This window comes from Nocardia sp. NPDC050710 (assembly GCF_040654375.1).
Lineage (GTDB): Bacteria > Actinomycetota > Actinomycetes > Mycobacteriales > Mycobacteriaceae > Nocardia.
Genome location: NZ_JBFAHV010000015.1, coordinates 138,033 through 157,824, shown reverse-complemented (window position 1 = coordinate 157,824; position 19,792 = coordinate 138,033). Strand labels below are relative to the sequence as shown.

Annotated in this window: 18 protein-coding genes, 1 tRNA gene and 1 pseudogene; 10 read left to right on the top strand and 10 right to left on the bottom strand. The window is 68.4% G+C overall.

Translation table 11 applies throughout. The features are described 5' to 3' along the window. Window positions 1-69: 69 nt before the first annotated feature. From AB0H61_RS24195 to AB0H61_RS24175, 5 genes are all read left to right on the top strand, one after another. Window positions 70-1,488 (top strand): MFS transporter, encoded by a 1,419-nt coding sequence (locus AB0H61_RS24195; RefSeq protein WP_357308190.1) that lies wholly within the window; start codon window positions 70-72, stop codon window positions 1,486-1,488. Window positions 1,489-1,681: 193 nt separating this feature from the next. After that, entirely contained in the window at window positions 1,682-2,941 is a 1,260-nt protein-coding gene (locus AB0H61_RS24190) for an oxygenase MpaB family protein (RefSeq protein ID WP_357308187.1), read from the top strand. A 126-nt stretch (window positions 2,942-3,067) separates the two neighbouring features. After that, window positions 3,068-4,036 (top strand): DMT family transporter, encoded by a 969-nt coding sequence (locus tag AB0H61_RS24185; RefSeq protein ID WP_357308184.1) that lies wholly within the window; start codon window positions 3,068-3,070, stop codon window positions 4,034-4,036. Between the two features lie 174 nt (window positions 4,037-4,210). Continuing rightward, window positions 4,211-5,242 carry a MauE/DoxX family redox-associated membrane protein gene (locus AB0H61_RS24180; RefSeq protein WP_357308182.1) on the top strand — a complete coding sequence of 344 codons (1,032 nt, stop codon included), beginning with the start codon at window positions 4,211-4,213 and terminating at the stop codon, window positions 5,240-5,242. A 175-nt stretch (window positions 5,243-5,417) separates the two neighbouring features. Continuing rightward, window positions 5,418-5,753 (top strand): calmodulin, encoded by a 336-nt coding sequence (locus AB0H61_RS24175; protein WP_357308179.1) that lies wholly within the window; start codon window positions 5,418-5,420, stop codon window positions 5,751-5,753. A 75-nt stretch (window positions 5,754-5,828) separates the two neighbouring features. Here the strand turns inward: AB0H61_RS24175 and AB0H61_RS24170 are convergent, their stop codons facing one another. Beyond that, window positions 5,829-7,367 (bottom strand): Rieske 2Fe-2S domain-containing protein, encoded by a 1,539-nt coding sequence (locus AB0H61_RS24170; RefSeq protein ID WP_357308351.1) that lies wholly within the window; start codon window positions 7,365-7,367, stop codon window positions 5,829-5,831. Window positions 7,368-7,441: 74 nt separating this feature from the next. Then, entirely contained in the window at window positions 7,442-8,269 is an 828-nt protein-coding gene (locus AB0H61_RS24165) for a hypothetical protein (RefSeq protein WP_357308176.1), read from the bottom strand. A 210-nt stretch (window positions 8,270-8,479) separates the two neighbouring features. Between AB0H61_RS24165 and AB0H61_RS24160 the strand changes: the two genes are divergently transcribed. Then, window positions 8,480-9,235 carry a lysophospholipid acyltransferase family protein gene (locus AB0H61_RS24160; RefSeq protein ID WP_357308173.1) on the top strand — a complete coding sequence of 252 codons (756 nt, stop codon included), beginning with the start codon at window positions 8,480-8,482 and terminating at the stop codon, window positions 9,233-9,235. 88 nt (window positions 9,236-9,323) lie between these two features. Here AB0H61_RS24160 and AB0H61_RS24155 read toward each other — a convergent pair whose 3' ends face one another. Continuing rightward, a complete protein-coding gene (locus AB0H61_RS24155; RefSeq protein ID WP_357308170.1) occupies window positions 9,324-10,139 on the bottom strand; it encodes a helix-turn-helix domain-containing protein in 816 nt (271 codons plus the stop codon). An 86-nt stretch (window positions 10,140-10,225) separates the two neighbouring features. On the opposite strand from AB0H61_RS24155, the gene AB0H61_RS24150 reads away from it, so the two are divergent. From AB0H61_RS24150 to AB0H61_RS24140, 3 genes are all read left to right on the top strand, one after another. After that, a complete protein-coding gene (locus tag AB0H61_RS24150) occupies window positions 10,226-11,089 on the top strand; it encodes an NAD(P)H-binding protein (RefSeq protein WP_357308167.1) in 864 nt (287 codons plus the stop codon). Between the two features lie 182 nt (window positions 11,090-11,271). Continuing rightward, a tRNA-Gly gene (locus AB0H61_RS24145) sits at window positions 11,272-11,344 on the top strand. Window positions 11,345-11,526: 182 nt separating this feature from the next. Then, window positions 11,527-11,706, top strand: coding sequence for a hypothetical protein (locus AB0H61_RS24140; RefSeq protein WP_357308164.1), 180 nt, complete (start codon window positions 11,527-11,529; stop codon window positions 11,704-11,706). 66 nt (window positions 11,707-11,772) lie between these two features. Here the strand turns inward: AB0H61_RS24140 and tuf are convergent, their stop codons facing one another. The 7 genes and pseudogenes from tuf to AB0H61_RS24105 all read right to left on the bottom strand — a co-directional run bounded on the left by tuf (window position 11,773) and on the right by AB0H61_RS24105 (window position 19,106). Next, window positions 11,773-12,954, bottom strand: a complete 1,182-nt coding sequence (tuf, locus tag AB0H61_RS24135) for an elongation factor Tu (protein ID WP_357308161.1) — start codon at window positions 12,952-12,954, stop codon at window positions 11,773-11,775. A gap of 398 nt (window positions 12,955-13,352) precedes the next feature. Beyond that, window positions 13,353-15,608 (bottom strand): heavy metal translocating P-type ATPase, encoded by a 2,256-nt coding sequence (locus AB0H61_RS24130; protein ID WP_357308159.1) that lies wholly within the window; start codon window positions 15,606-15,608, stop codon window positions 13,353-13,355. Window positions 15,609-16,081: 473 nt separating this feature from the next. Next, window positions 16,082-17,098 (bottom strand): hypothetical protein, encoded by a 1,017-nt coding sequence (locus AB0H61_RS24125; RefSeq protein WP_357308156.1) that lies wholly within the window; start codon window positions 17,096-17,098, stop codon window positions 16,082-16,084. After that, the gene (locus tag AB0H61_RS24120; RefSeq protein WP_357308153.1) at window positions 17,082-17,216 is read right to left on the bottom strand and encodes a hypothetical protein; all 135 of its coding nucleotides are present in this window, start codon (window positions 17,214-17,216) and stop codon (window positions 17,082-17,084) included. Before AB0H61_RS24120 ends, AB0H61_RS24125 begins: the two co-directional genes overlap by 17 nt. Window positions 17,217-17,282: 66 nt before the next feature. After that, window positions 17,283-18,173: pseudogene (locus tag AB0H61_RS24115) on the bottom strand (MFS transporter); the annotation flags it as partial. Between the two features lie 173 nt (window positions 18,174-18,346). Next, on the bottom strand, window positions 18,347-18,553 hold the full coding sequence (locus AB0H61_RS24110) for a hypothetical protein (RefSeq protein WP_357308360.1): 207 nt from the start codon (window positions 18,551-18,553) through the stop codon (window positions 18,347-18,349). Continuing rightward, window positions 18,459-19,106 (bottom strand): carboxymuconolactone decarboxylase family protein, encoded by a 648-nt coding sequence (locus AB0H61_RS24105; RefSeq protein WP_357308151.1) that lies wholly within the window; start codon window positions 19,104-19,106, stop codon window positions 18,459-18,461. Before AB0H61_RS24105 ends, AB0H61_RS24110 begins: the two co-directional genes overlap by 95 nt. Window positions 19,107-19,227: 121 nt before the next feature. Here AB0H61_RS24105 and AB0H61_RS24100 point away from each other — a divergent pair, with 121 nt between their 5' ends. Continuing rightward, on the top strand, window positions 19,228-19,776 hold the full coding sequence (locus tag AB0H61_RS24100) for a TetR family transcriptional regulator (protein ID WP_357308148.1): 549 nt from the start codon (window positions 19,228-19,230) through the stop codon (window positions 19,774-19,776). Window positions 19,777-19,792: the final 16 nt, after the last annotated feature.

The window sequence follows — 19,792 nt, the reverse complement described above, 5'->3', positions numbered from 1 at the left end:
GCCTATTGACCTGTCAGCCGATCCACGGTCCTACCGACCGGCCGTAGTTACGGTGTCCGTGGACTCACCGTGCGTGCGGTGCTCTTCAAGGGTTCGCGCGATCTCATTCCGCTGTATGCGTTGTACGCGTTGCTGTTCGCCGATCACGGGCTCAATACCGCGCAGATCTCCTCGCTGCTCGCGCTCTGGTCATTGACCGCATTCGTACTCGAGGTGCCCTCGGGCGCATGGGCGGATACGGTTTCGCGGCGGGCACTGCTGATTCTCAGCGGTCTGCTGATGCTCGCGGGCTTCTGCACATGGACACTGGCGCCGACCTACCTCGGCTTCGCCATCGGCTTCATCCTGTGGGGCGTGGCCGGGGCCCTGGAATCGGGCACCTTCGAGGCGCTGGTCTACGACGACCTGGTGGCCCTCGACGAGTCCGCGGCCTATTCACGCATCATGGGTTACACACGGGCCGCGCAGGAATCGACCGTCGTACTCGCCATCCTCGCCGCCGCACCGCTGTACGGCTGGGGCGGTTACGCGCTGGTCGGGTGGTCGAGTGTGGCCGTATCCGCATTGCACTGCCTGATCGCGCTGACCCTGCCGCGTGCGCCGATGGCGGTGTCGGCCGCGGCTGTCGAGGATTTGGACGACGATGCGCTCGCGGACGATGTGGACGGGTACCCGCAGTGTCCACCCGATGGACGCCGAGCCGTCCGGACCGAGCAGGCACGAGCCGCCCGCGCCGGATTGCGCCGCGGTGATCCCGTGCCGGGCGCGGCTGTACCGGATGGCGATACCGCGGCGGGGCCGGATAGTTCGGCGCAGCCGTATGTCACGGTCACGGTGGCCGCGCCGGATGTCGCGCGCCAGGGCCCCTTCGCGCGATACCGCGCCATGCTCGTGACCGGTGTCGGTGAGGCGATTCGGGTGCGCCGGGTGCGCAACGGTGTGCTGCTGGGCGCCCTGCTGTACGGCGTCACCGCCTATGACGAGTACTTCGGTCTGCTCGCGCAGGAAGCGGGCGCGTCGACCACCGTTGTGCCGCTGCTGGTCGGGGTCACGGTGTTCGGATCGCTGATCGGCTCGCTGCTGGCGGGGCGCACCGAGGCGATGCGGGCCTGGATCATGGCGGCGGCGCTGACGGTCTCCGGCGTGCTGTTCATCGCCGGATCGCTGGCGGCCGGGGCGGCCAGCCATCGGCCCGACATGCTGTATCTGCTGACCGGCCTGGGCTTTTCGGCGATCGGTATCGCCTACGGCATCGTCTTCAACGCCGAGGTGGTCGCCGGCGCCCGGTTGCAAGATGCCATCGAGGGTCCGGCCCGCGCCACGGTGACCTCGGTCTCCGGTCTCCTCTCGGAGGTTGTCGCCCTCGCGGTCTTCGGTTTCGTCGCACTGGTGACGACGTGGCTGACGATGGCGATCACCATGGCCCTACTGGGTGCCGCGATGCTCGCTATTGCCGCCGTCACCCCCGCCTGGCTACCCCGTCGGTGAGCTGCCCCGCTCGCCCGGGGCCAGGTGAGGCGATTACCACCCGGCCGATCTCCGCGACCGCGCGGCGGTAGCCATCGCCTCCAATTCTGGCATAGCTCATTGCCAGATATTCGGTTCTGTGGGACATTCTTGTCAGAATGCGCTCGTGGCCGATGCGGCCGGGCGCGGACGACGATCCGATGGGTGCGATGCAGTGACGCATGACAACCAGCAGTTCCTCCCCACTCCGCGGCTGTTCACGGAGTTCCCGTTCAAATACGCGGTGCCGGTCCTGGCGCCGGGCGATCTGCGCTGCACCGCCGCGCAGCGTGACTCCTTCCGCAGGTTCGCTCAGGTCGGCGACCCGCTGGCGGACGACGTGGTCGCCGTGATCAAGCGGCTGCCGGTGGGCGAGGGCCGCCGGATGTTCGAGATCGCGGTCGAACGCGGCATCGACTCGGTACCGGACGCGCCCGCCGAACTGCGCGCATTCTTCGACCAGGTCGAGGCCGACCCGTACTGGCTGGACCGCGCCAAGATCGATCGGGGCGCGCGGGTCGTCGGTCGCACGAGCGTCTGGGGCGGCATAGCCATGGGCATGTTCGCGCTGATGGGCGGCTACCTGGCCTCGCGCGCGGACAAAACCCTCGTCGGCACGGGCGATCTGGACACGATGGCGCCACGCAGGCTGGCCGAGACCACCCAGTGGTGGCTCGACGTCACCACTCCCGGCGGGCTGGAACGCTATCGGGTCGGATATCAGAGCGTGCTGCGGGTGCGCCTGATGCACGCGCTGGTCCGCTCCGGCATGAACCGCCGACCGGACTGGGATTACGAGGCCTGGGATCAGCCGGTCAACCAGGTGCTCACGGTCGGAACCCTCGGGCTGTTCTCGATGGCGAATCTCGTCGGCGCCCAAGCCCTCGGCCTGCGCTTCTCGGCCGCGGAGAAGGACGCGGTCTTCCAACTGTGGCGCTACGTCGGCTTCCTGCTCGGTATCGACCCGGAGATCCTGCCGACTTGTGAAACCGATACCTGGCGCGCCTTCTGGATCCTCGCCGATACCGAGTTCATCCCGGACCGGGACTCCCAGCGTCTGGCGCAGGCGCTGATCCCGGCCGCGGGCGGGCTCTTCGTCGGCACCGATACCGCCGCACAGCGGGCGCTGCGCCGCGTGATCACCCAGTACATGGTCGCCTACAGCCGAATAGTCCTCGGCCCGAGCAACTCCGACTTCCTCGGCCTGCCCGACAGCCGTTTCTTCAAGGGCGCGGTCATGGCTACCGCCGCCGTCAACGGAGCGCTGGAGGTTCCACGGCAGATCGTGCCCGGCGCCACCCGATTCCAGGAAAGGATCGGGGCCCGCATCCGCACCCGACTGGTCCGAGGGTCCATCGCTCGCAATGGTGGCGACCGCAGCTACGCGCGCCACGACACCTTCGTCGCCGACCGCACCGCACTGCGTGCGGGATAGCAGTCCCGACCAGAACGGCGGCCGTCGTCGTTGGGCCGAGCGAGGGGTTCGGCTCGGTAGATCGGGCGACCGAAGCCGGTCGCAGTGGACTCGGTCGGGCGCGCCGCGCGACGGTACCGTGCGTTGGTGAGTGCGCGGACGGCATGGGGGCTGGTCTTCGGCTTCTGCATCGGTGCGGGGGTCGCGGTGCAGGGTCGGATCAATGGCGCGCTCGGCGCCCGGCTGCACGACGGAATTGCCGCCGCCACCATCAGTTTCGGCGTCGGACTGCTGGTGCTCGTGATCGCCTTCGCATCGAGCGGCCGTCTCCGCGCGGGTGTCGCCCGGGTCCGGCGTGCACTCGCCGCCGAAGCGTTGCGTCCCTGGCAGTTGCTCGGCGGCCTGTGCGGCGCGTTCTTCGTCGCCTGCCAGGGCCTCACGGTCGCGGCCATCGGCGTCACCGCTTTCACCGTGGCGGTCGTGGCGGGCCAACTGCTCAGCAGCCTGGTGGTGGACCGCCTCGGCCTGGCCCCCAGCGGTCGCACCCCCGTGACCGCGCCTCGCGTCGGCGGCGCGGCCCTGGCCATCTGCGCCGTCCTCCTCGCCGGCCTCGACCGCTCCGATACCTCCGTATCCGCCCTGGCCCTTCCCGAACCCTTCCGCGCCATCCCGCCGACCCTCCTGATCGTGCTTCCGGCGCTGGCGGGTATCGGGCTGGCCTGGCAGCAGGCGGTCAACGGCCGGGTGGGCGAGGTCGGCGGCCCTCTTTCGGCCACCCTGGCCAACTTCGGCGTCGGCCTCGTCGCCCTGCTGGCCCTCGAATCCCTCCTCCTCACCGCCGCGGCCGGTGACGCCACCCTCCCCACCGAACCCTGGCTCTACCTCGGTGGCCTCATCGGCGTCGCCTTCATAGCCCTGGCCGCGCTCACGGTCCGCTGGATAGGCGTCCTACTCCTCGGCCTCACCTCGGTGGCGGGTCAGCTCGCCGCCGCGATCGTCCTCGACGTCGTCACCCCCACCGGCGCGGGCATCTCGCGCACCACCGTGGTCGGCTGCATCCTGACGCTGATAGCGGTCCTGATTGCCACCTACCGACGCGACCGGCCGGAAACCTGATCGCGTCACCCCGCCCGCGGCGCTACGAGTATCGGACCTCGCACTGCCGCTCGCGGAGCGAATGGACGACTCGCCCGACGCGCGGTGGCCCGCAAACCGCGTGGTAGCTGACAAGGTCTCGAAACTGTTCCGGTAATCCATGTTCCGCATCTGCCGGTATGCGATGGTGCGTTCATGCTGATCGAATACGGGGTGTGGGTTTCGCGGCTGGCGGTCGGGGTGGTCTTCGGGCTCTCGGCGTGGGGGAAGATGGCGGATCGGGTCGGGACGCGCGCGGCGGTGACCGATTTCGGGGTGCCGATCCGCTGGGTGCCCGCGGTGGCGTTGGGACTGCCCGCGGTCGAGGGGTCGGTGGCGGTTGCGGTGCTGCCGCCGCGGACCGCGGTGGCGGCGGCGCTGGTCGCGCTGCTGCTCCTCGCGGTATTCACGGTGGCGGTGGCGCGGCTGCTCGCGCTCGGGAAACGGCCCGCTTGTTCCTGTTTCGGGGCGTCCAGCGCGACGCCGATCGGGGTGGGGACGCTGGTGCGCAACGGTGTGCTGATGGCGCTCGTGGTGCTGGCGGGGGTGGGTTCGCTGGCGCAACCGGGCATTCCTGACGGTCTACCCGCGGACGATGCGGCGGGGCTGGCGGTGGTCGCGGTGCTGGCCGCCCTGTTGGCCCGGCTGTTCGGGGATGTCGCCGTATTGCGCAGGCGGCTCGACGAACAGGCCCTCTCGACGCTCGGTGCGGAGGGTTTGCCGGTGGGTGCGGTGGCGCCGGAGTTCGAATTGTTCGATATCGCCGGTGCGCGCACCAGTCTGGAATCGCTACTGGTGCGGCAGAAGCACGTGCTGCTGGTCTTCGTGCATCCGGGCTGCGAGCTCTGTGCGGCGCTGGCGCGCGAATTGCCGCGCTGGCATGCGCGGAGCAGGGATGCGCTGACGATCGTGGCGGTGGGTAACGGCGATGCCGCGGAGCAGGCCGCATGGGGTGACGAACAGGGGTTGGGCGAGATTCCGTCGCTGGTTCAGCGGGGCAATGAGACCGCGCTGCGCTACCGGGTCCGCGGCACCCCGTCGGGCGTGCTGATCGACGCCGACGGGCGAGTGGCCGCGCCCGTCGCGCGCGGCGCCATCGCGGTCCGCGAGCTCATCACCTCGGTGAAAGCGGTGCGACGCCCGCAATCGGCCGAACGCAATGGAGGTCGCGTCGGGATTCGCCGCTAGCTCGCATCCGGTCCGCCACTTCGACCCGCTGAAACAAACCGGATCTCCAATTATGTTCGGGCGGAAATATCTTGGCCGGCTAAACCACTTCGCGGATCAGCGGTCGGTGGATAGGATCGGGAGGCATCGATGCAATCTCCGTGACCAATCGAAATCATCGACCAAGGGGAGCATCATGGCGGACTTCGCATTCACGGATTACTCCGGCAAGGAATTCATTATCCGGCTGAACAACGAGAGTCGGATTACCGAGGCGCGGCGCATTCTCTCCGGTGAGGAGACGATGTCCATCCACGTGATGGGTCGCATTCGGAAACAGGCGGTGAACTACAACCCCGGCTGGAGCTTCCACCTCGATCCGGACACCATCAGCTTCTTCACTATGGCGATCGAGGTCTGTGACTCGAGCATCATGTACCTCGAGGATCACATCGACGAGGCCTGCGGCCCGTTCCTGCCCGGCTGCTTCTGGTGTCCGTGGTCGTCCCGGCTGACCAGGGAAATAACTTAACCGCCTGACCGCTGCGGGAGCGTACAACCCGAGCTCGGCCGGTGTGGACGCACACCGGCCGTAGTGCGCGAGAATTCAGCCCAGTTTCTGCGAGCGGAGCTCGTGCCCCTTCGATGTCTTGCAGCGCCCGGATTCCAGATCCCACTGCCAGCCGTGCAAATTGCAGGTGAGCGTATTGCCCTCGACCACGCCGAATTTGGAGAGATCGGCTTTGAGGTGGGGGCAGCGGCGCTGCACTTCCCAGCCGGCCAGTTCGGTCGAGGCGGAATCGTCGTGCGCCTCGGCGAACCAGCCGTCGGCGTAGGCGATGCGCTCGTCGGTGAGGCATTTGAAAAATGTGTACAGGAATTCGTTGTATCCGCCGATGCGCCACGCCTGGAAGCGGGTGGACAGAAATACGGTATTCACCCAGTCCGGTTCGTTATCGCGCAACACGGTGCGCACCAGCTCCGGGGCGATCCGGAAACCGTATCGGTACTTGCCCTCACCATCGATCGGCGCGCGGACCGTCCGCTTCGGGAAGTCGAGGACCACGGTCTCCTCGCCGATGACCAATCCGACGGGATAGCCGATGCCGTCGCAGATCAGATCGCTCTGCGCCATGATCGGCTCGAAAAGCTTCTTCAGCGGCTCGAGCAACGAACCCTCGCCCGTCGCCCACGACGCCTTCTCGGCCTCGAGCACGGGTGCGAGTCGCTGTGCCATCTTCTCGATGTACTCGGCCTTGTTGTCGTAGATCAGGCCAGGATCGGACGGGTGGGTGAGGTCGAGTTCGGCACCGCGCACATCGGCGACGGAGCCGGGGATCATCAGAATCCCGCCCGCATTGCCGTGGATCTCCATCTGCTCCAGGAAAACCATCTGGTCCGGGAAGATATTGCCCTCGTCGCCGCAGTCGTCGTTGAGGTAGCGCAGTTCGTCGTCCAGGAAGACCGGCGGGCCCGCCGACGGCACCACCCAGGTCGCGCCGACCTGCTCGATAAAGCTGCGCGCCCGGTCCATGCCGCGCTGACGCTTCTGCTTGCCGAAGTTGGACTTGGTGCGCGCGGGAATGTCGTAAACCATCGGGTACCAGATGGCGCCCGAGTATTGCAGCAGGTGGATATCGATCTGGCCGAACGCGTCGTTCAGCACATCCATATCCACCGGGCGCGCGTCGTTCATGTTGAAACAGGTGGTCTCACCGTCGGAGACGATGATCCCGGAGTCGCCGATCGGGCCGTCGGCGGGTGCGCGCAGCGCGATGATCATGATGTCGATATCGCCGCCCGGCCCGGTGACCGTGTGCTTGACCGAATCCTCGGTCTCGAAGAAGTTGTGGAAACCCAGCGCCTCGAGCTCGCGCTTGAGGTCCGGCACCGGGTAGTCCGGCAGCAGCACGGTCGCGTCCTTGTTGACGTGATCGGCCAGTGTCTTCGCGTCGAAGTGGTCGCGGTGCAGATGCGATACGTAGAGGAAGTCGCAATTGCCCAGCTCATTCCAGTCGAGCTGGGTGTTATCGGGGAACGGGAACCATGACCCGAAGTACGCGGGATTGACCCAGGGATCGCAAAGGATCGACCCGGCCGCGGTGCGGATATGGAATCCGGCATGTCCGACGCTGGTGATCTGCACGAGCTGTTCCTCCTGACCGTTACCAGCCACCCAGGGTAGTGGCTGGTTTTCGCCCGGATCCCCGCAGGTCCGGACTATGGCGAAACGTCACCGATGCAGAAGCCCTCGGGGCCTTCGGTCAGGGTGAAGGTGCGGGTCTGCGTCACCCCGGAGGAGTTGGTGACCGGCACCTCCACCGTGACGTAGTCGGTGTCGAGCCGGTCCGAGCTGATCTCCTGACCGGCGAATTTCGTCACCCCGGTGAGTTTGCCCGGATTGCCCGCCAGGGGCGCCGCGGTCGGCGCCCCGGTTCCCTTGGGATCCCAGTTCGCCGGGCTCGCCTTGCAGGTCAGCGGGTAGTCGCCCTCTTTATCGGCGGAGTCGAGCGGAGTCCCGACGAAGCGCGCGAGATAGCGGCGCACGGTATGGCGGGCATCGGCGTCGTTGTAGCCGACCGCGGCGCCCGCCGCGAATACCCGCGGGCAGGCGTAGCCGGACGCGAGTGCGTCGCGTTCGACGGTGACGGTCGTCGCGCGGCTCTTCCAGGTGACGGTGTCGTCGGTCGCGGTGCCCGGTTGGGCCAGCGCGGTGAGAATGGCCTGCTTGTTCGCGTACATATCGGCGACATTGCCCGGGGCCATGGTCCAGCATTTGGTCTGCAACTCGGTGAGGCTGTCGTGCTGCAGATCGACGACCCACCGCTGCACCGCGGTTGCCGCGGCGGGCAGTCCGGGCACCGCGCCGACGGGCGGGGCGTCCGCGGGCGGCGGTGCGAGGGTGGTGGTCGGCGGCGGCGTCGGCACCGCGGCGGACGGGGTGGTGAGCGCCTCGGTCCGCGCGGGCGCCGGTTCGTCGCCGGGAATGCCGGAGACCGAGTCGCACCCGGCGAGCAGTACGGCGCCGAGGGCGAAACCAGCGGTCACCACGGTTGGGCGTATCCGAACGCGCGCCGGGCGATCCGGAAGGCCGGGTCCACTTCGCGCTGTCCGGTCGTGCTCACGCGATAGCGGTCGGGCGCGTTCCACTTCGACGATCCTCTTTCGTAGGCATGTCGGGCCGATCGGGAATCCCTGGTCCGGCTCGGTGCGTCACCTCTGCCGGACGGGACAGTCTGCGACTACGCTAGCGGAATTGTGGAACCCGTCTACCGGACAATCATCGGGCTGGCCCGTACCGTCTTCTTCGCCGAAGGTCTGAAGTTCACCGTCAAGGGCGACGAACATATTCCCGCGTCTGGTGGTGCCGTGATCGCGGTCAACCACACCGGCTATATGGACTTCACCTACGCCGGTCTGCCGGTGCGCACCCCGAAGCGCTACATCCGGTTCATGGCCAAGAAGGAGGTGTTCGACAACAGCATCTCCGGCCCGATCATGCGGGCGCTCAAGCATATTCCGGTGGATCGCGCGGCGGGCGCCGATTCCTACAAGGCGGCGGTGGATTACCTGAGGCGCGGCGAGTTGGTGGGGGTGTACCCCGAGGCGACCATCAGCCGCAGCTTCGAGATCAAGGATTTCAAGTCGGGCGCCGCCCGCATGGCCATCGAGGCCGGGGTGCCGATCATCCCGATCGTTATCTGGGGCGCTCAGCGGGTGTGGACCAAGGGTTTCCCGAAGCGTTTGGGCCGCACCAACACTCCGATCTCCATTGCGGTCGGTACGCCGATCCAGCCGTACGAGCCCGTCGGCGCGCTCATCGCCCAGTTGCGCTCCACCATGCAGGAGATGCTGATCGAGCTGCAAAAGGACTACGTGCACGAGCCCGGCGCCTACTGGGTCCCGGCTCGTCTCGGCGGCGGTGCGCCGACGCTGGAGGAGGCCGACGCCATGGACGCCGCCGAGGCCGCGGAGAAGGCCGCCGCCAAGGCCGCCCGTAAGAAGCAGCAGTAGGTTTCACCGCCCCGGACGAGGTCGCGGTGCCGGAGCGGGGGACCCGTCCGCGGCCTCCGCGCGGAGCAGCGAAGCCGCTGTAGGACTTTCAGATGCCGGGTGCGTGACACGGCGTCGGCGCGGGGAGCTCACCGCGCAGGAACGAGGCGGGCGGGACACCCATGAGGGCGCGGAAATCGGAGCTCATATGGGATTGGTCGTAATATCCGGCGCCCGCGGCGATTTGGGCCCACGGGGTATTGCCCGCGTGGGCGAGGACGGTCCGGACCCGGCCGATCCGCGCGAAATGCTTGGGGGAGACCCCGATTCCGGCGGTGAACAGATTGCGGAGTTGACGTTCGCTCACCGCGAGTGCGGTGGCGAGTTCGTGGACCGGGGCGGGTGCCGCACCGGATATGGAGGCGACGGCGCTGCGCAGTAGGCGGCGGTGCGCGCGCTGTGTCGAATCCTCGGAGATGCGGTGCGGGAGTACCGCTTCCAGGTAGGGAAAGAGCTCGTCGTGGTTCAGCGCGGTCAGTTCGTCCGCGAGGTCGGCGATCACCCCGGGGAGGTCGGCGAGACGGAATACCCTGTCCGCGAGCTCTATCGCGGGGACACCGAGCAATTGGCGGGTGGCGCCCGGCGCCAGCCGCAGCCTGCTGCAGCCCGCGGGCTTATCGGTGACCGAGTAGACGGCCCTGGTCTGCGGGCCGAGCACCAGCGCGTCGCGGCGACCGGATTGCTCGGTGCGGAGCACGATCGTGGTAGCGGTCTGCGGAACATGGGTGAACGGCGTGGAGACGTCGGTGACCGTGGGGATATGCGCCAGCTCGGTCAGCCACGGTCGCAGCGCCTCGGGCACGGACACCGTGCTCTCGACGAGATCGGCGGTCAGCGGGGGCGCCGACTCCAGCAGGGTGGTCACCGGACCTACTGTAGGCATTTCGCTGTGCGGTGTCCGTGCCGAAATTTCCTATAGACCGCGGGTTCCGCGGCGGCAGGCTGATCGCCATGATCCTGGTTACCGGTGCCACGGGCACCATCGGCAGCGAAATCATCCGTCAGCTGGCCGCACGCGGCGTACCGGTCCGCGCCGTGACACGCGACCCAGCACGCGCGACGGTCCCCGCCGGAATCGAGGTGGTGCGCGGGGACTACCGCGACAGCGCTTCGATGGCAGCCGCCATGGCGGGTGCCGAAGCGGCCTTCCTGGTGGGTGTGCTCGGTCCCGGCGACGCGGATATCGACCGCGCGCTGGTCGCCACGGCCCGCGACGCCGGGGTGGGCCGCATCGTGAAACTCTCCGCGATCGGCACCGGCGAACCCGGCCTCGGTGAGGTCGGCACCTGGCATCTGCCCGGCGAGAATGCGGCGAGGGAGAGCGGCCTGGACTGGACCGTCCTGCGCCCGAGCTCATTCGCCACCAACACCCTGAGCTGGGCCGACGCCATCCGCGCCGGGCAGCCGGTGCCCAATCTGACCGGCACCGGCACCCAGGGCGTGATCGATCCGCGCGATATCGCGGCCGTCGCCATCGAGGCACTGCTCTCGTCCGCGCACTCCGGCCGCGTGTACACCCTGACCGGCCCGGAATTGCTCAGCGGCCCGGACCAGGCGGCCGCCCTCGCCGCCGTGCTCGGTCATCCGATCGAGGTGGCCGATATCCCCGAATCGCTGGCCCGCCAACACATGCTGGCCGCGGGGATGTCCGAACAGTACGTCGCGGGTGCGCTCGCGGGGCAGGCCTATGTGCGTGACGGCTTGAACGCCGTGCTCACCGATGATGTCCGGGAAGTCCTCGGGAGTGCCCCGCGCGGCTACGCCGAATGGGCGTCCGATCACGCCGCGCTCTTCGGCGCGATCGCCCCGGTGTGACACGGAGCGGGCCGCATGGGGAGTGTGTGCGGCCCCCTACCCATCGAGCCGGGGCCGACGCGCTGACCACGGTTTTATCCTGGCTATGACCACCCGATTTCCGATCCGAGGGGTTGTTCGACTACAGTTCACGTTCGCACGAGGACGCAGGTCCGGTCTCCGGTCCGAACGTCGACGTGCACGCGGATGTAGCGCAGCTGGTAGCGCATCACCTTGCCAAGGTGAGGGTCGCGAGTTCGAATCTCGTCATCCGCTCTTTCTCCGATATCGACCTTCATGGTCACGAAATCCACACGATTCGGCCCGAAACTTCCGGAGCCCGGCATACTCGCCGGTGACCGAATCGAATTCGAGGGTTCAGCAATCGAATGTCCGGGTACATCGTGAGCGAACCAGTCTCGAATTCGCCGTTCCTCTCGAGACCAAGGAGGGTTTCCGTGGCCAAAGTCGATGCCATGCGGCTATCGAACGTACTGGGCATCGATCTGCCACGAGCCGTCATACGGCTGCGGAACGAACGCCGCCCCGGCGAGTCCGAGCACGACGCCTGCCTGCGGATCATCGCGGCGGAGGGGCCGGGCGCGGCCACCGCCGAAATGCGCAGAGCGGTGCGCTAGCAGAGTTCGGGATCCGGCTGTGGGACCGCGAAAGTCGCGGCCCCACAGCCGAATCCGTCGTGCCCGTCAGGTGACGGTCAGCACCGTGCCCGCACCCACCGTCCGGCCGCCCTCGCGGATCGCGAAGCCGAGATCCGGTTCCAACGGAACCGGGCGGCCCAGTTCGACGGTCAGCTCGACCGTCTCGCCGGGGCGGGCCAGGCCGACGCCGTCGGGCAAGGTGACATCGCCGACCACATCACCGGTGCGCATGTAGAACTGCGGGCGGTAACCGGTGGTGATCGGGGTGCGCCGACCGCCCTCGGCCGTGCCGAGCAGGAACACGCGTGCGGTGAACCGGGTGCACACGGCGATGCTGCCGGGCGCGGCCACCACCTGCCCGCGACGTACCTGACCACGCTGGACCCCGCGCAACAGCAGCGCGACATTGTCGCCCGCCTCCGCGAATTCCATGGTCCGGCCGAAGGTTTCCACACCGGTGACCACCGTCGCCTGCTCCGCCTCGCCGAGCCCGAGCAATTCGACGCGATCGCCGAGACGGACCCGGCCGCGTTCGATCGCGCCGGTGACGACCGTCCCGCGACCGGTGATGGTGAGGACGTTCTCCACCGGAAGCAGGAACGGCGCGTCGGTGTAGCGGACCGGTATCGGCACGTGGGCGTCCACCGCGTCCAGCAGTTCCAGCAGCGCCGCGGTCCACCGCGCGTCGCCCTCCAGCGCCCGCAGCCCGGACACCCGGACGATCGGCAGCGTCTCGCCGGGGTAGCCCTGGGCCGTCAGCAGTTCCCGGACCTCGAGCTCGATCAGTTCGAGCAGGTCCTGGTCGCCCGCGTCGGCCTTGTTCAGCGCCACCACGATGTGCTCGACACCCACCTGCCGGGCCAGCAGTACATGCTCGGCGGTCTGCGGCATCACCCCGTCCTGCGCGGAGACCACCAGAATCGCCCCGTCCAGCTGGGACGCGCCGGTGATCATATTCTTCACGAAGTCGGCGTGTCCCGGCATATCGATATGCGCGTAATGCCGGGTGGCCGTTTCGTATTCGACGTGCGCGATATTGATGGTGATGCCGCGCAACGCCTCCTCCGGCGCGCGGTCGATCCGGTCGAACGGCACGAAGTCGGCGCCGCCACGCTCGGCGAGCACCTTGGTGATCGCCGCGGTGAGCGTGGTCTTGCCGTGGTCGACGTGCCCCATGGTGCCGATGTTCAGGTGCGGCTTGGTGCGGACATAGGTTTGCTTCGACATCTGTTCTGTTCCTTGGATTCCGGGCGGAAATGCCCGACCGTCTCGGGGACCTCTCGGTGGGAGCGCCGGGTTCGGAGGTGGATGTTCGCGTCACCACTCGGCCGCGAATATCCCGATCGAACGCCGCCGACGGGGCACCTTCCCCGTCGGAGGTCCCGGGACATCCCGGGGAAGGTCAGCGTCGGGCGCCGTCGAACAGCGCGGCTGCTGCCGCCGCTGCTGCCGGGACAGCCGCCATCGCACCCGCGACCGCGGGCTGCAGAACGATGGCGTACCGGAACATGTGAAGCAGAGTACGGCCCGAATTCCCGACTCCGCCACCGAATTTCCGGAGGGGTCAGAGGCCGAAATGCCGAACGGGACGGCATGGTTGATGCCGTCCCGTTCGAAAGCGGTCGTCAGTTCGCGGTGGAGCGGAAGCCGCGCAGCCGCAGACTGTTGCTGACCACGAAGACCGAGGAGAACGCCATCGCGGCGCCCGCGAGCATCGGGTTCAGCAGCCCCGCCATGGCCAGCGGGATGGCCGCCACGTTGTAGGCGAAGGCCCAGAATAGGTTGCCCTTGATGGTGCCGAGGGTGCTGCGGGACAGGCGGATCGCGTCCGACGCGGCCCGCAGATCACCACGCACCAGGGTCAGATCGCTGGCCTCGATTGCGACATCGGTGCCGGTACCCATGGCCAGCCCCAGATCCGCCCGAGCCAGGGCGGCGGCGTCGTTGACACCGTCGCCGACCATGGCGACAACCTTGCCCTCGGCCCGCAGCCGCTCGACCACCTCCACCTTGTCCTGCGGCAGCACCTCGGCGATCACCTCATCGATGCCGACCTGATCGGCGATGGCGCGGGCCGCCGCCTGATTGTCGCCGGTCAGCATGATGGGGGTCAGACCGAGCGCCTTCAGCTGTGAAATCGCCTCGGCGGAGGTCGGTTTCACGGCGTCGGCGACAACCAGCACACCGCGGGCCCGACCGTCCCAGCCGACCGCGACCGCGGTCTTGCCCTCGGCTTCGGCCGCGCGCAAAGCCCGCTCCAGGTCGGCGTCCAGGTGCTGGGACCAGTCGGCGAGCAGCCGGACCCGGCCGACGAGCACCGCGTGACCATCCACCAGACCCTGCACGCCGAGGCCCTCGATATTGGCGAAGTCCTCGACCGCGCTCAATGTGCCGACCTTGTCGCGGGCACCCTTGGCGATCGCCTGCGCGATCGGGTGCTCCGACGAACCCTCCAGTGCCCCGGCCAATGCCAGGATCTCGCCGGTATCCTCGCCGTCGGCCGCGACGACCTCCAGCAGCGTCATCTTGCCGGTGGTGACGGTGCCGGTCTTGTCCAGCACCACGGTGTCCACCCGGCGGGTCGATTCCAGCACCTCGGGGCCCTTGATCAGGATGCCGAGCTGGGCGCCGCGCCCGGTGCCGACCATCAGCGCGGTCGGCGTGGCGAGTCCGAGTGCGCACGGGCAGGCAATGATCAGCACGGCCACCGCGGCGGTGAAGGCCGCCGCGACGGAACCGCCGGTGCCGAGCCAGAATCCGAGGGTCGCCACCGCCAGCGCGATCACGATCGGCACGAAGATTCCGGAGATCCTGTCGGCCAGCCGCTGCGCCTGCGCCTTACCGGTCTGCGCGTCCTCGACCAGCTTCGCCATCTGCGCCAGCTGGGTATCCGAGCCGATCCGGGTGGCCCGCACCACGATCCGGCCTCCGACATTGACGGTCGCGCCCACCACGGAGTCCTCCGGCCCGACCTCGACCGGCACCGATTCGCCGGTCAGCATGGACGCGTCGACCGCCGAGGAACCCTCGACCACCACGCCGTCGGTCGCGATCTTCTCGCCGGGCCGCACCACGAACTCGGCGCCGACGGCCAACTGCTCGACCGGAATCCGCTGTTCGACCCCACCACGCAGGACCGAAACCTCTTTGGCGCCCATCTCCAGCAGCGCGCGCAAGGCGGCACCGGCGCGCCGCTTCGACCGCGCCTCGAAGAAGCGCCCGGCCAGAATGAAGGTCGTGACGCCCGCCGCGGCTTCCAGGTAGATGCTGCCGGTGCCGTCCATCCTGGCGATGGTGAATTCGAACGGGTGCTTCATACCCGGCGTGCCCGCAGTGCCCCAGAACAGCGCGTAGAGCGACCAGCCCAGCGCGGCAAGAGTTCCCATCGACACCAGGGTGTCCATGGTGGCGGTGCCGTGGCGCAGGTTGGTCCATGCCGCCCGGTGGAACGGCAGCGCGCCCCACACCACGACCGGCGCGGCGAGGGCCAACGACAACCACTGCCAGTTGGTGAACTGTAGCGCCGGAATCATCGCCATCGCGATCACCGGGACGGTGAGCACCAGCGAGACCAGCAGGCGGGTGCGCAGCTCGGCGGTCGGATCCTCTTCGGTCGCGGCGGTTTCGGTCGGCTCGACGACCTTCGGCGCGGGCAGCGCGGCGCTGTAACCCGCCTGTTCGACCGTCGCGATCAACTGCTCCGGCGAGATATCGCCGGTGAAGTCGACCCGCGCCTTCTCCGTCGCGTAATTCACCGTCGCGGTGACCCCGTCGAGTTTGTTCAGCTTCTTCTCGATGCGATTGGCGCAGGACGCGCAGGTCATGCCGCCGATCACCAATTCGACCTGCCCGGTCGCGGGTGGCTGTGTCGTGGTGGTCATGGTGTGCTCCATTCTGTGCGGCACGGGATTCGGATCGGGACCGGGGGCCGGTCGGGTGCGGTCGGATCGTGGTCAGTGGCAGCCGCGCGCGGGGCCCGGGATGCGAATCGGTGTCCGGGCCACCGGCCCGGCGGCGGGTTTCGGAGTGGCGGTAGGTTTCGGGGCGGGGTCGAACTTCCGGGTTACCGGCCGTTCGTCGGTGTCGGCCGGTGCCGTTCGGAGGTCATTGTCGGTTCCTTCGCCGCTGCGGTGTGGCGGCGCTCGGTTCGCTGCCGCACGGTCAGTGGCTGTTGCCGGGATCCCGCCCGTGTCCGGCATGGGGGTTGGTCGCGGTGGTGCCGTGTCCGGCGGGTTTCAGGGTGGCGTCGGGCTGCTGGGTTACGGGCCGTTCGTCGGTGTCGGCCGGTGCCGTTCGGAGGTCATTGTCGGTCCTTCGCCGGTGGTGCGGGGGTGCTCGGTGCGCCGCCGCACGGTCAGTGGGCGTGGGCGGGTGCCAGGGTACCGCCGTGTCCGGCGTGGGGGTCGGCTGCGGGAGCACCGTGTCCGGCGTGGGGGTCGGCTGCGGGAGCACCGTGTCCGGCGTGCGGATCAGCCACCGGGGCGGCCGTGCCCGGTGCCGTTCGCACGGTGAATTCGGCGGTGCGGACCACTCCGTCGTGCTGGAAATCGAGGAACAGGCGGTAGTCGCCCGCGCTCGGCGCCGTCACGTAGAAGGTGATGCCGGGTCCGGCCGGGGTGACGCCGTCACCCGGGTGCCCGTCCGGGTGGACGTGCAGGTAGGCCAGGTCTTCGGCGCGAAGCGCGACCAGGTGCCCGTAGGCGCCCAGGTAGGGCTGGAGGTCGGTGACCGGCTTGCCGTCGCGGGCCACCGAGAGGGTGACCTTCGAGGCCTGACCGGGGGTGACGGCGCCGTCGAGGGTGACGGTGTAGCCGCCGACCGTGGCTGTGCTCGCCTGCGCTGCCAGCGGCTGCGGATCGTAGTTGCCCGCGACCCGCAGGTCGGCGCCGAGTGTCAGATTCGCGCCGCCCTCCGGTGTGAAGTCGGCGAATACCCGGTAGTCGCCCGCGCGGGTGAGATTCAGTGGGACGCTCCAGGTTCCGTTGCCGTCGAGGACCGGGTGCACATGTTGGAAGGCGACCAGGTCCCGGCGGACCACGATCAGGTGCAGATCCTTGTCGTGGCTGCGGGTGTAGCGGGTGACCGGTGTCCCGTCCTGGTTCAGGATGCGGAAGCGCAGCGGCGCCTCGGGGGCGGCGGTGGTCAGCGGGGTGTCCAGTCGCAGCGTGTATCCGTTGTCGGTGGTCATCAGTCCTCCAGGTGTGGTGTCGGGGCCGGTCCCGCCGGTGGCGAGACCTTCCTCGTGAGCGTTCGAATCGTGTGCGGCGGGTTCGGCGGCGTCCGGGCCGATCACCGCGCCGGCGCCCAGAGCGATCCCGAAGACCGCCGCCAGGCCGAGGGTGAATCCGGCGAACTTAGTGGTTGCGTTCATCGGGAGGCTCCGTTCCGGTGGTTGTTCGGTGTCGGTCGGCGAGTCGGACCTTCTTCACGCAGCAGCCGCAGGTCATCCCGGTGACCGTGACGGTGGTGGTGGCCGCGATGGTGCTCACGTTCTCGCTCCTTGCTTTCGGTCGGCTGTCGCCGCTGTAGCTACCATACCCCCCTAGGGTATCTTGTCAACCTCTTTCCGGAACCGATTCCGGGGCGGGGGAGCGCATGGCGACCGCGGTGATGACCGCTCCGGCCAGCGCGATGACGGCCGCACCCAGGAACGCCGCCGAGAAACCGTCGGTGAGCTGGGTGAGGTCACCTATCCGATCGGCGCCGAAGCCGGTCGCGACGGCGGTCATGGCGGCCAGCCCAACGGCCGAGCCGACCTGATAGCCGACATTGACGATGCCGGAGGCCAGCCCGCCCTCCTCGGGCCGCGCCGCGGCGATGGCGGTACCCAGTGAGGGTATGAAGGCCGACGACATGCCGCCTGCCGCCGCCAGCGAGGCGGGCAGGACGTCGACCCAGACGTTCCCGGTCGGCCGGACCAGCGACATGATCCCGAGTCCGAGGCCGAGCACCGCCAGGCCGGTGACGATCATCGGCTTGGCGCCGAAGCGCTGCATCGCCCGCGGTGCGAGCACCACCATGCCGAGCATGATCAGCGTCGTCATCGGCAGCAGTGCCGCGCCCGACGGGAAGGCGCGGTAGCCGAGCACCTGTTGCAGGTAGAGGTTCAGGAAGAACCACATCGGGACCCACGCCGCGCCGAGCATCAGTTGGGCGAGGTTGGCGGCGGCCGGATTCGGTGCGCGGAAAATGCCGAGTCGCATCAGTGGTTCCCGCCTGCGGGACTGGATGACGACGAAGCCGGCGATCAGGGCCGCGGCAATGGCGAGTACACCCCAGGTCTGCCCCGAGCCCCAGCCGACCTCGGGTGCCCGGACGATGCCGTAGACGGCGGCGGCCAGGCCCGCGGTGACGGTGGCCGAGCCGAGCGCATCGACCGATCCGGACCGCGGGGGAGCGCTCGGCATGAGCGCCGGGATGGCGATCGGCGCCAGCAGAGCTCCCGGGCGAATTCCGTGGACATCGAATGGGCGGAGCGGGCTACGGCCTGGGCGGTATAGGCGCTCGCGGTCGAAAAATGAAACAACCGACCCGGTGGCCGGGTCGGTTGCGTGATAACGGATATGGCGTCCGGAATCGGGACCGAAGGCGGGGCTCCGGCGCGTGGGGATTCCGGTGATCAGGCCTGTTGGTAGGTGACTCGAGCGACGGCCGGCGCCGATACCACCTGTACCTCGCCGCCCGCTGCGAGCTCGATGTGCAGGAAGCCGCCGTCGATCGACACCCGCACGTCATCGATCGTGCGGACCGCTCGGCCCTCGCGGTCGATCAGCGAATAGCCGTCGACCAGTTCGACTCGGCTCGCGGTGCGCCAGCGTTGGGTCATGGCGGATCCTTTCGGTGGGATGGGTGACGCCGGTGGGAAAGTCGAGCTCCGGCTCGGCCACGTGATTGAAATAGTTGGACAGGATATTGAGCGCGACGTGCCCGACGGTTTCGCTCAGTTCGGCGTCGGTGACACCGCGCTGCCGGACGGATTCGAGGAGGTCGTCGTCGACGCGGCCGCGCTCGTGCAGGACGGTGTGGGCGAAGCGCAATACCGCATCGGCGTGCGGGTCGTCGGCGCGGGCAGCGCGGGTGTCCGCGATTTCGTTCTCGCTGAAACCCATTCGGCCCGCGCGCATGGTGTGCGCGGCGATGCAGTAGTCGCAGCCATTTTCGTGGGCGACGAGCAGGGCGAGCTGTTCGCGGGTGCGGGCATCCAGCTTGCTTCCGGTGAGGGCGTCGCGCAGGGAAAGGTAGCCGCGCAGGGTGGCCGGGCTATTGGCCAGGGCGGCATAGAGATTGGGCACCCGGCCGAGCTGGCGCTTGACCTCGGTGAGCAGTGCGGCCTGTTCCGTGTCGGCGGTTTCGGCGGTGATCAGGGGTAGCCGGGACATGTGCGACTCCGTATTCGACTAGTTTCGGTACCAATCGGTTCCGAATATGGACGGTACTGATCGGTTCCGTCTTCGTCAAATGGAACGGTACCGATCAGTGCCGTTCTGCTAGGCTGTGTCCATGGCAACCCGAGCCAAGCAGCGCTTACTGACCACCGCCGAGGAACTCTTCTACGCCGAGGGGATCCGGGCGGTCGGAGTCGACCGGCTACTTCAGGAGTCCGGCGTGGGACGCGCGTCCTTCTATCGGCACTTCGCGAGTAAGGACGATCTGGTCGTCGCGGTGCTGGAGGACCGGGACCGCCGCTGGTTGGAATGGTTGCGCGAGTCGGTCGAGGAAAAGGCCGCCGATCCCGCGGACCGGCCGATCGCCGTCTTCGATGCCCTGTCGGAGCGATTCGCCCGCAATGACTTCCGCGGGTGCGCCTTCATCAACACCATGATCGAGGTCGCCGACCCGCGGTCCGCCGCTCATCAGGTGGCCGACCGGCATAAGCGGCGGGTCATCGCCTACCTGGCGGAATTACTGGAGGCCGCGGGTCACACCGATGCCGCCGAACTGGCGGCGGAATTCGCCCTGCTGGTCGACGGCGCGATTGTCACCGCGGTGCGCGAGGCGAGCCCCGCGGCGGCCGAGCGGGCGCGGGCGATCGCGGCCCGCCTGATCTGAATTGGTCTGAGCGGAC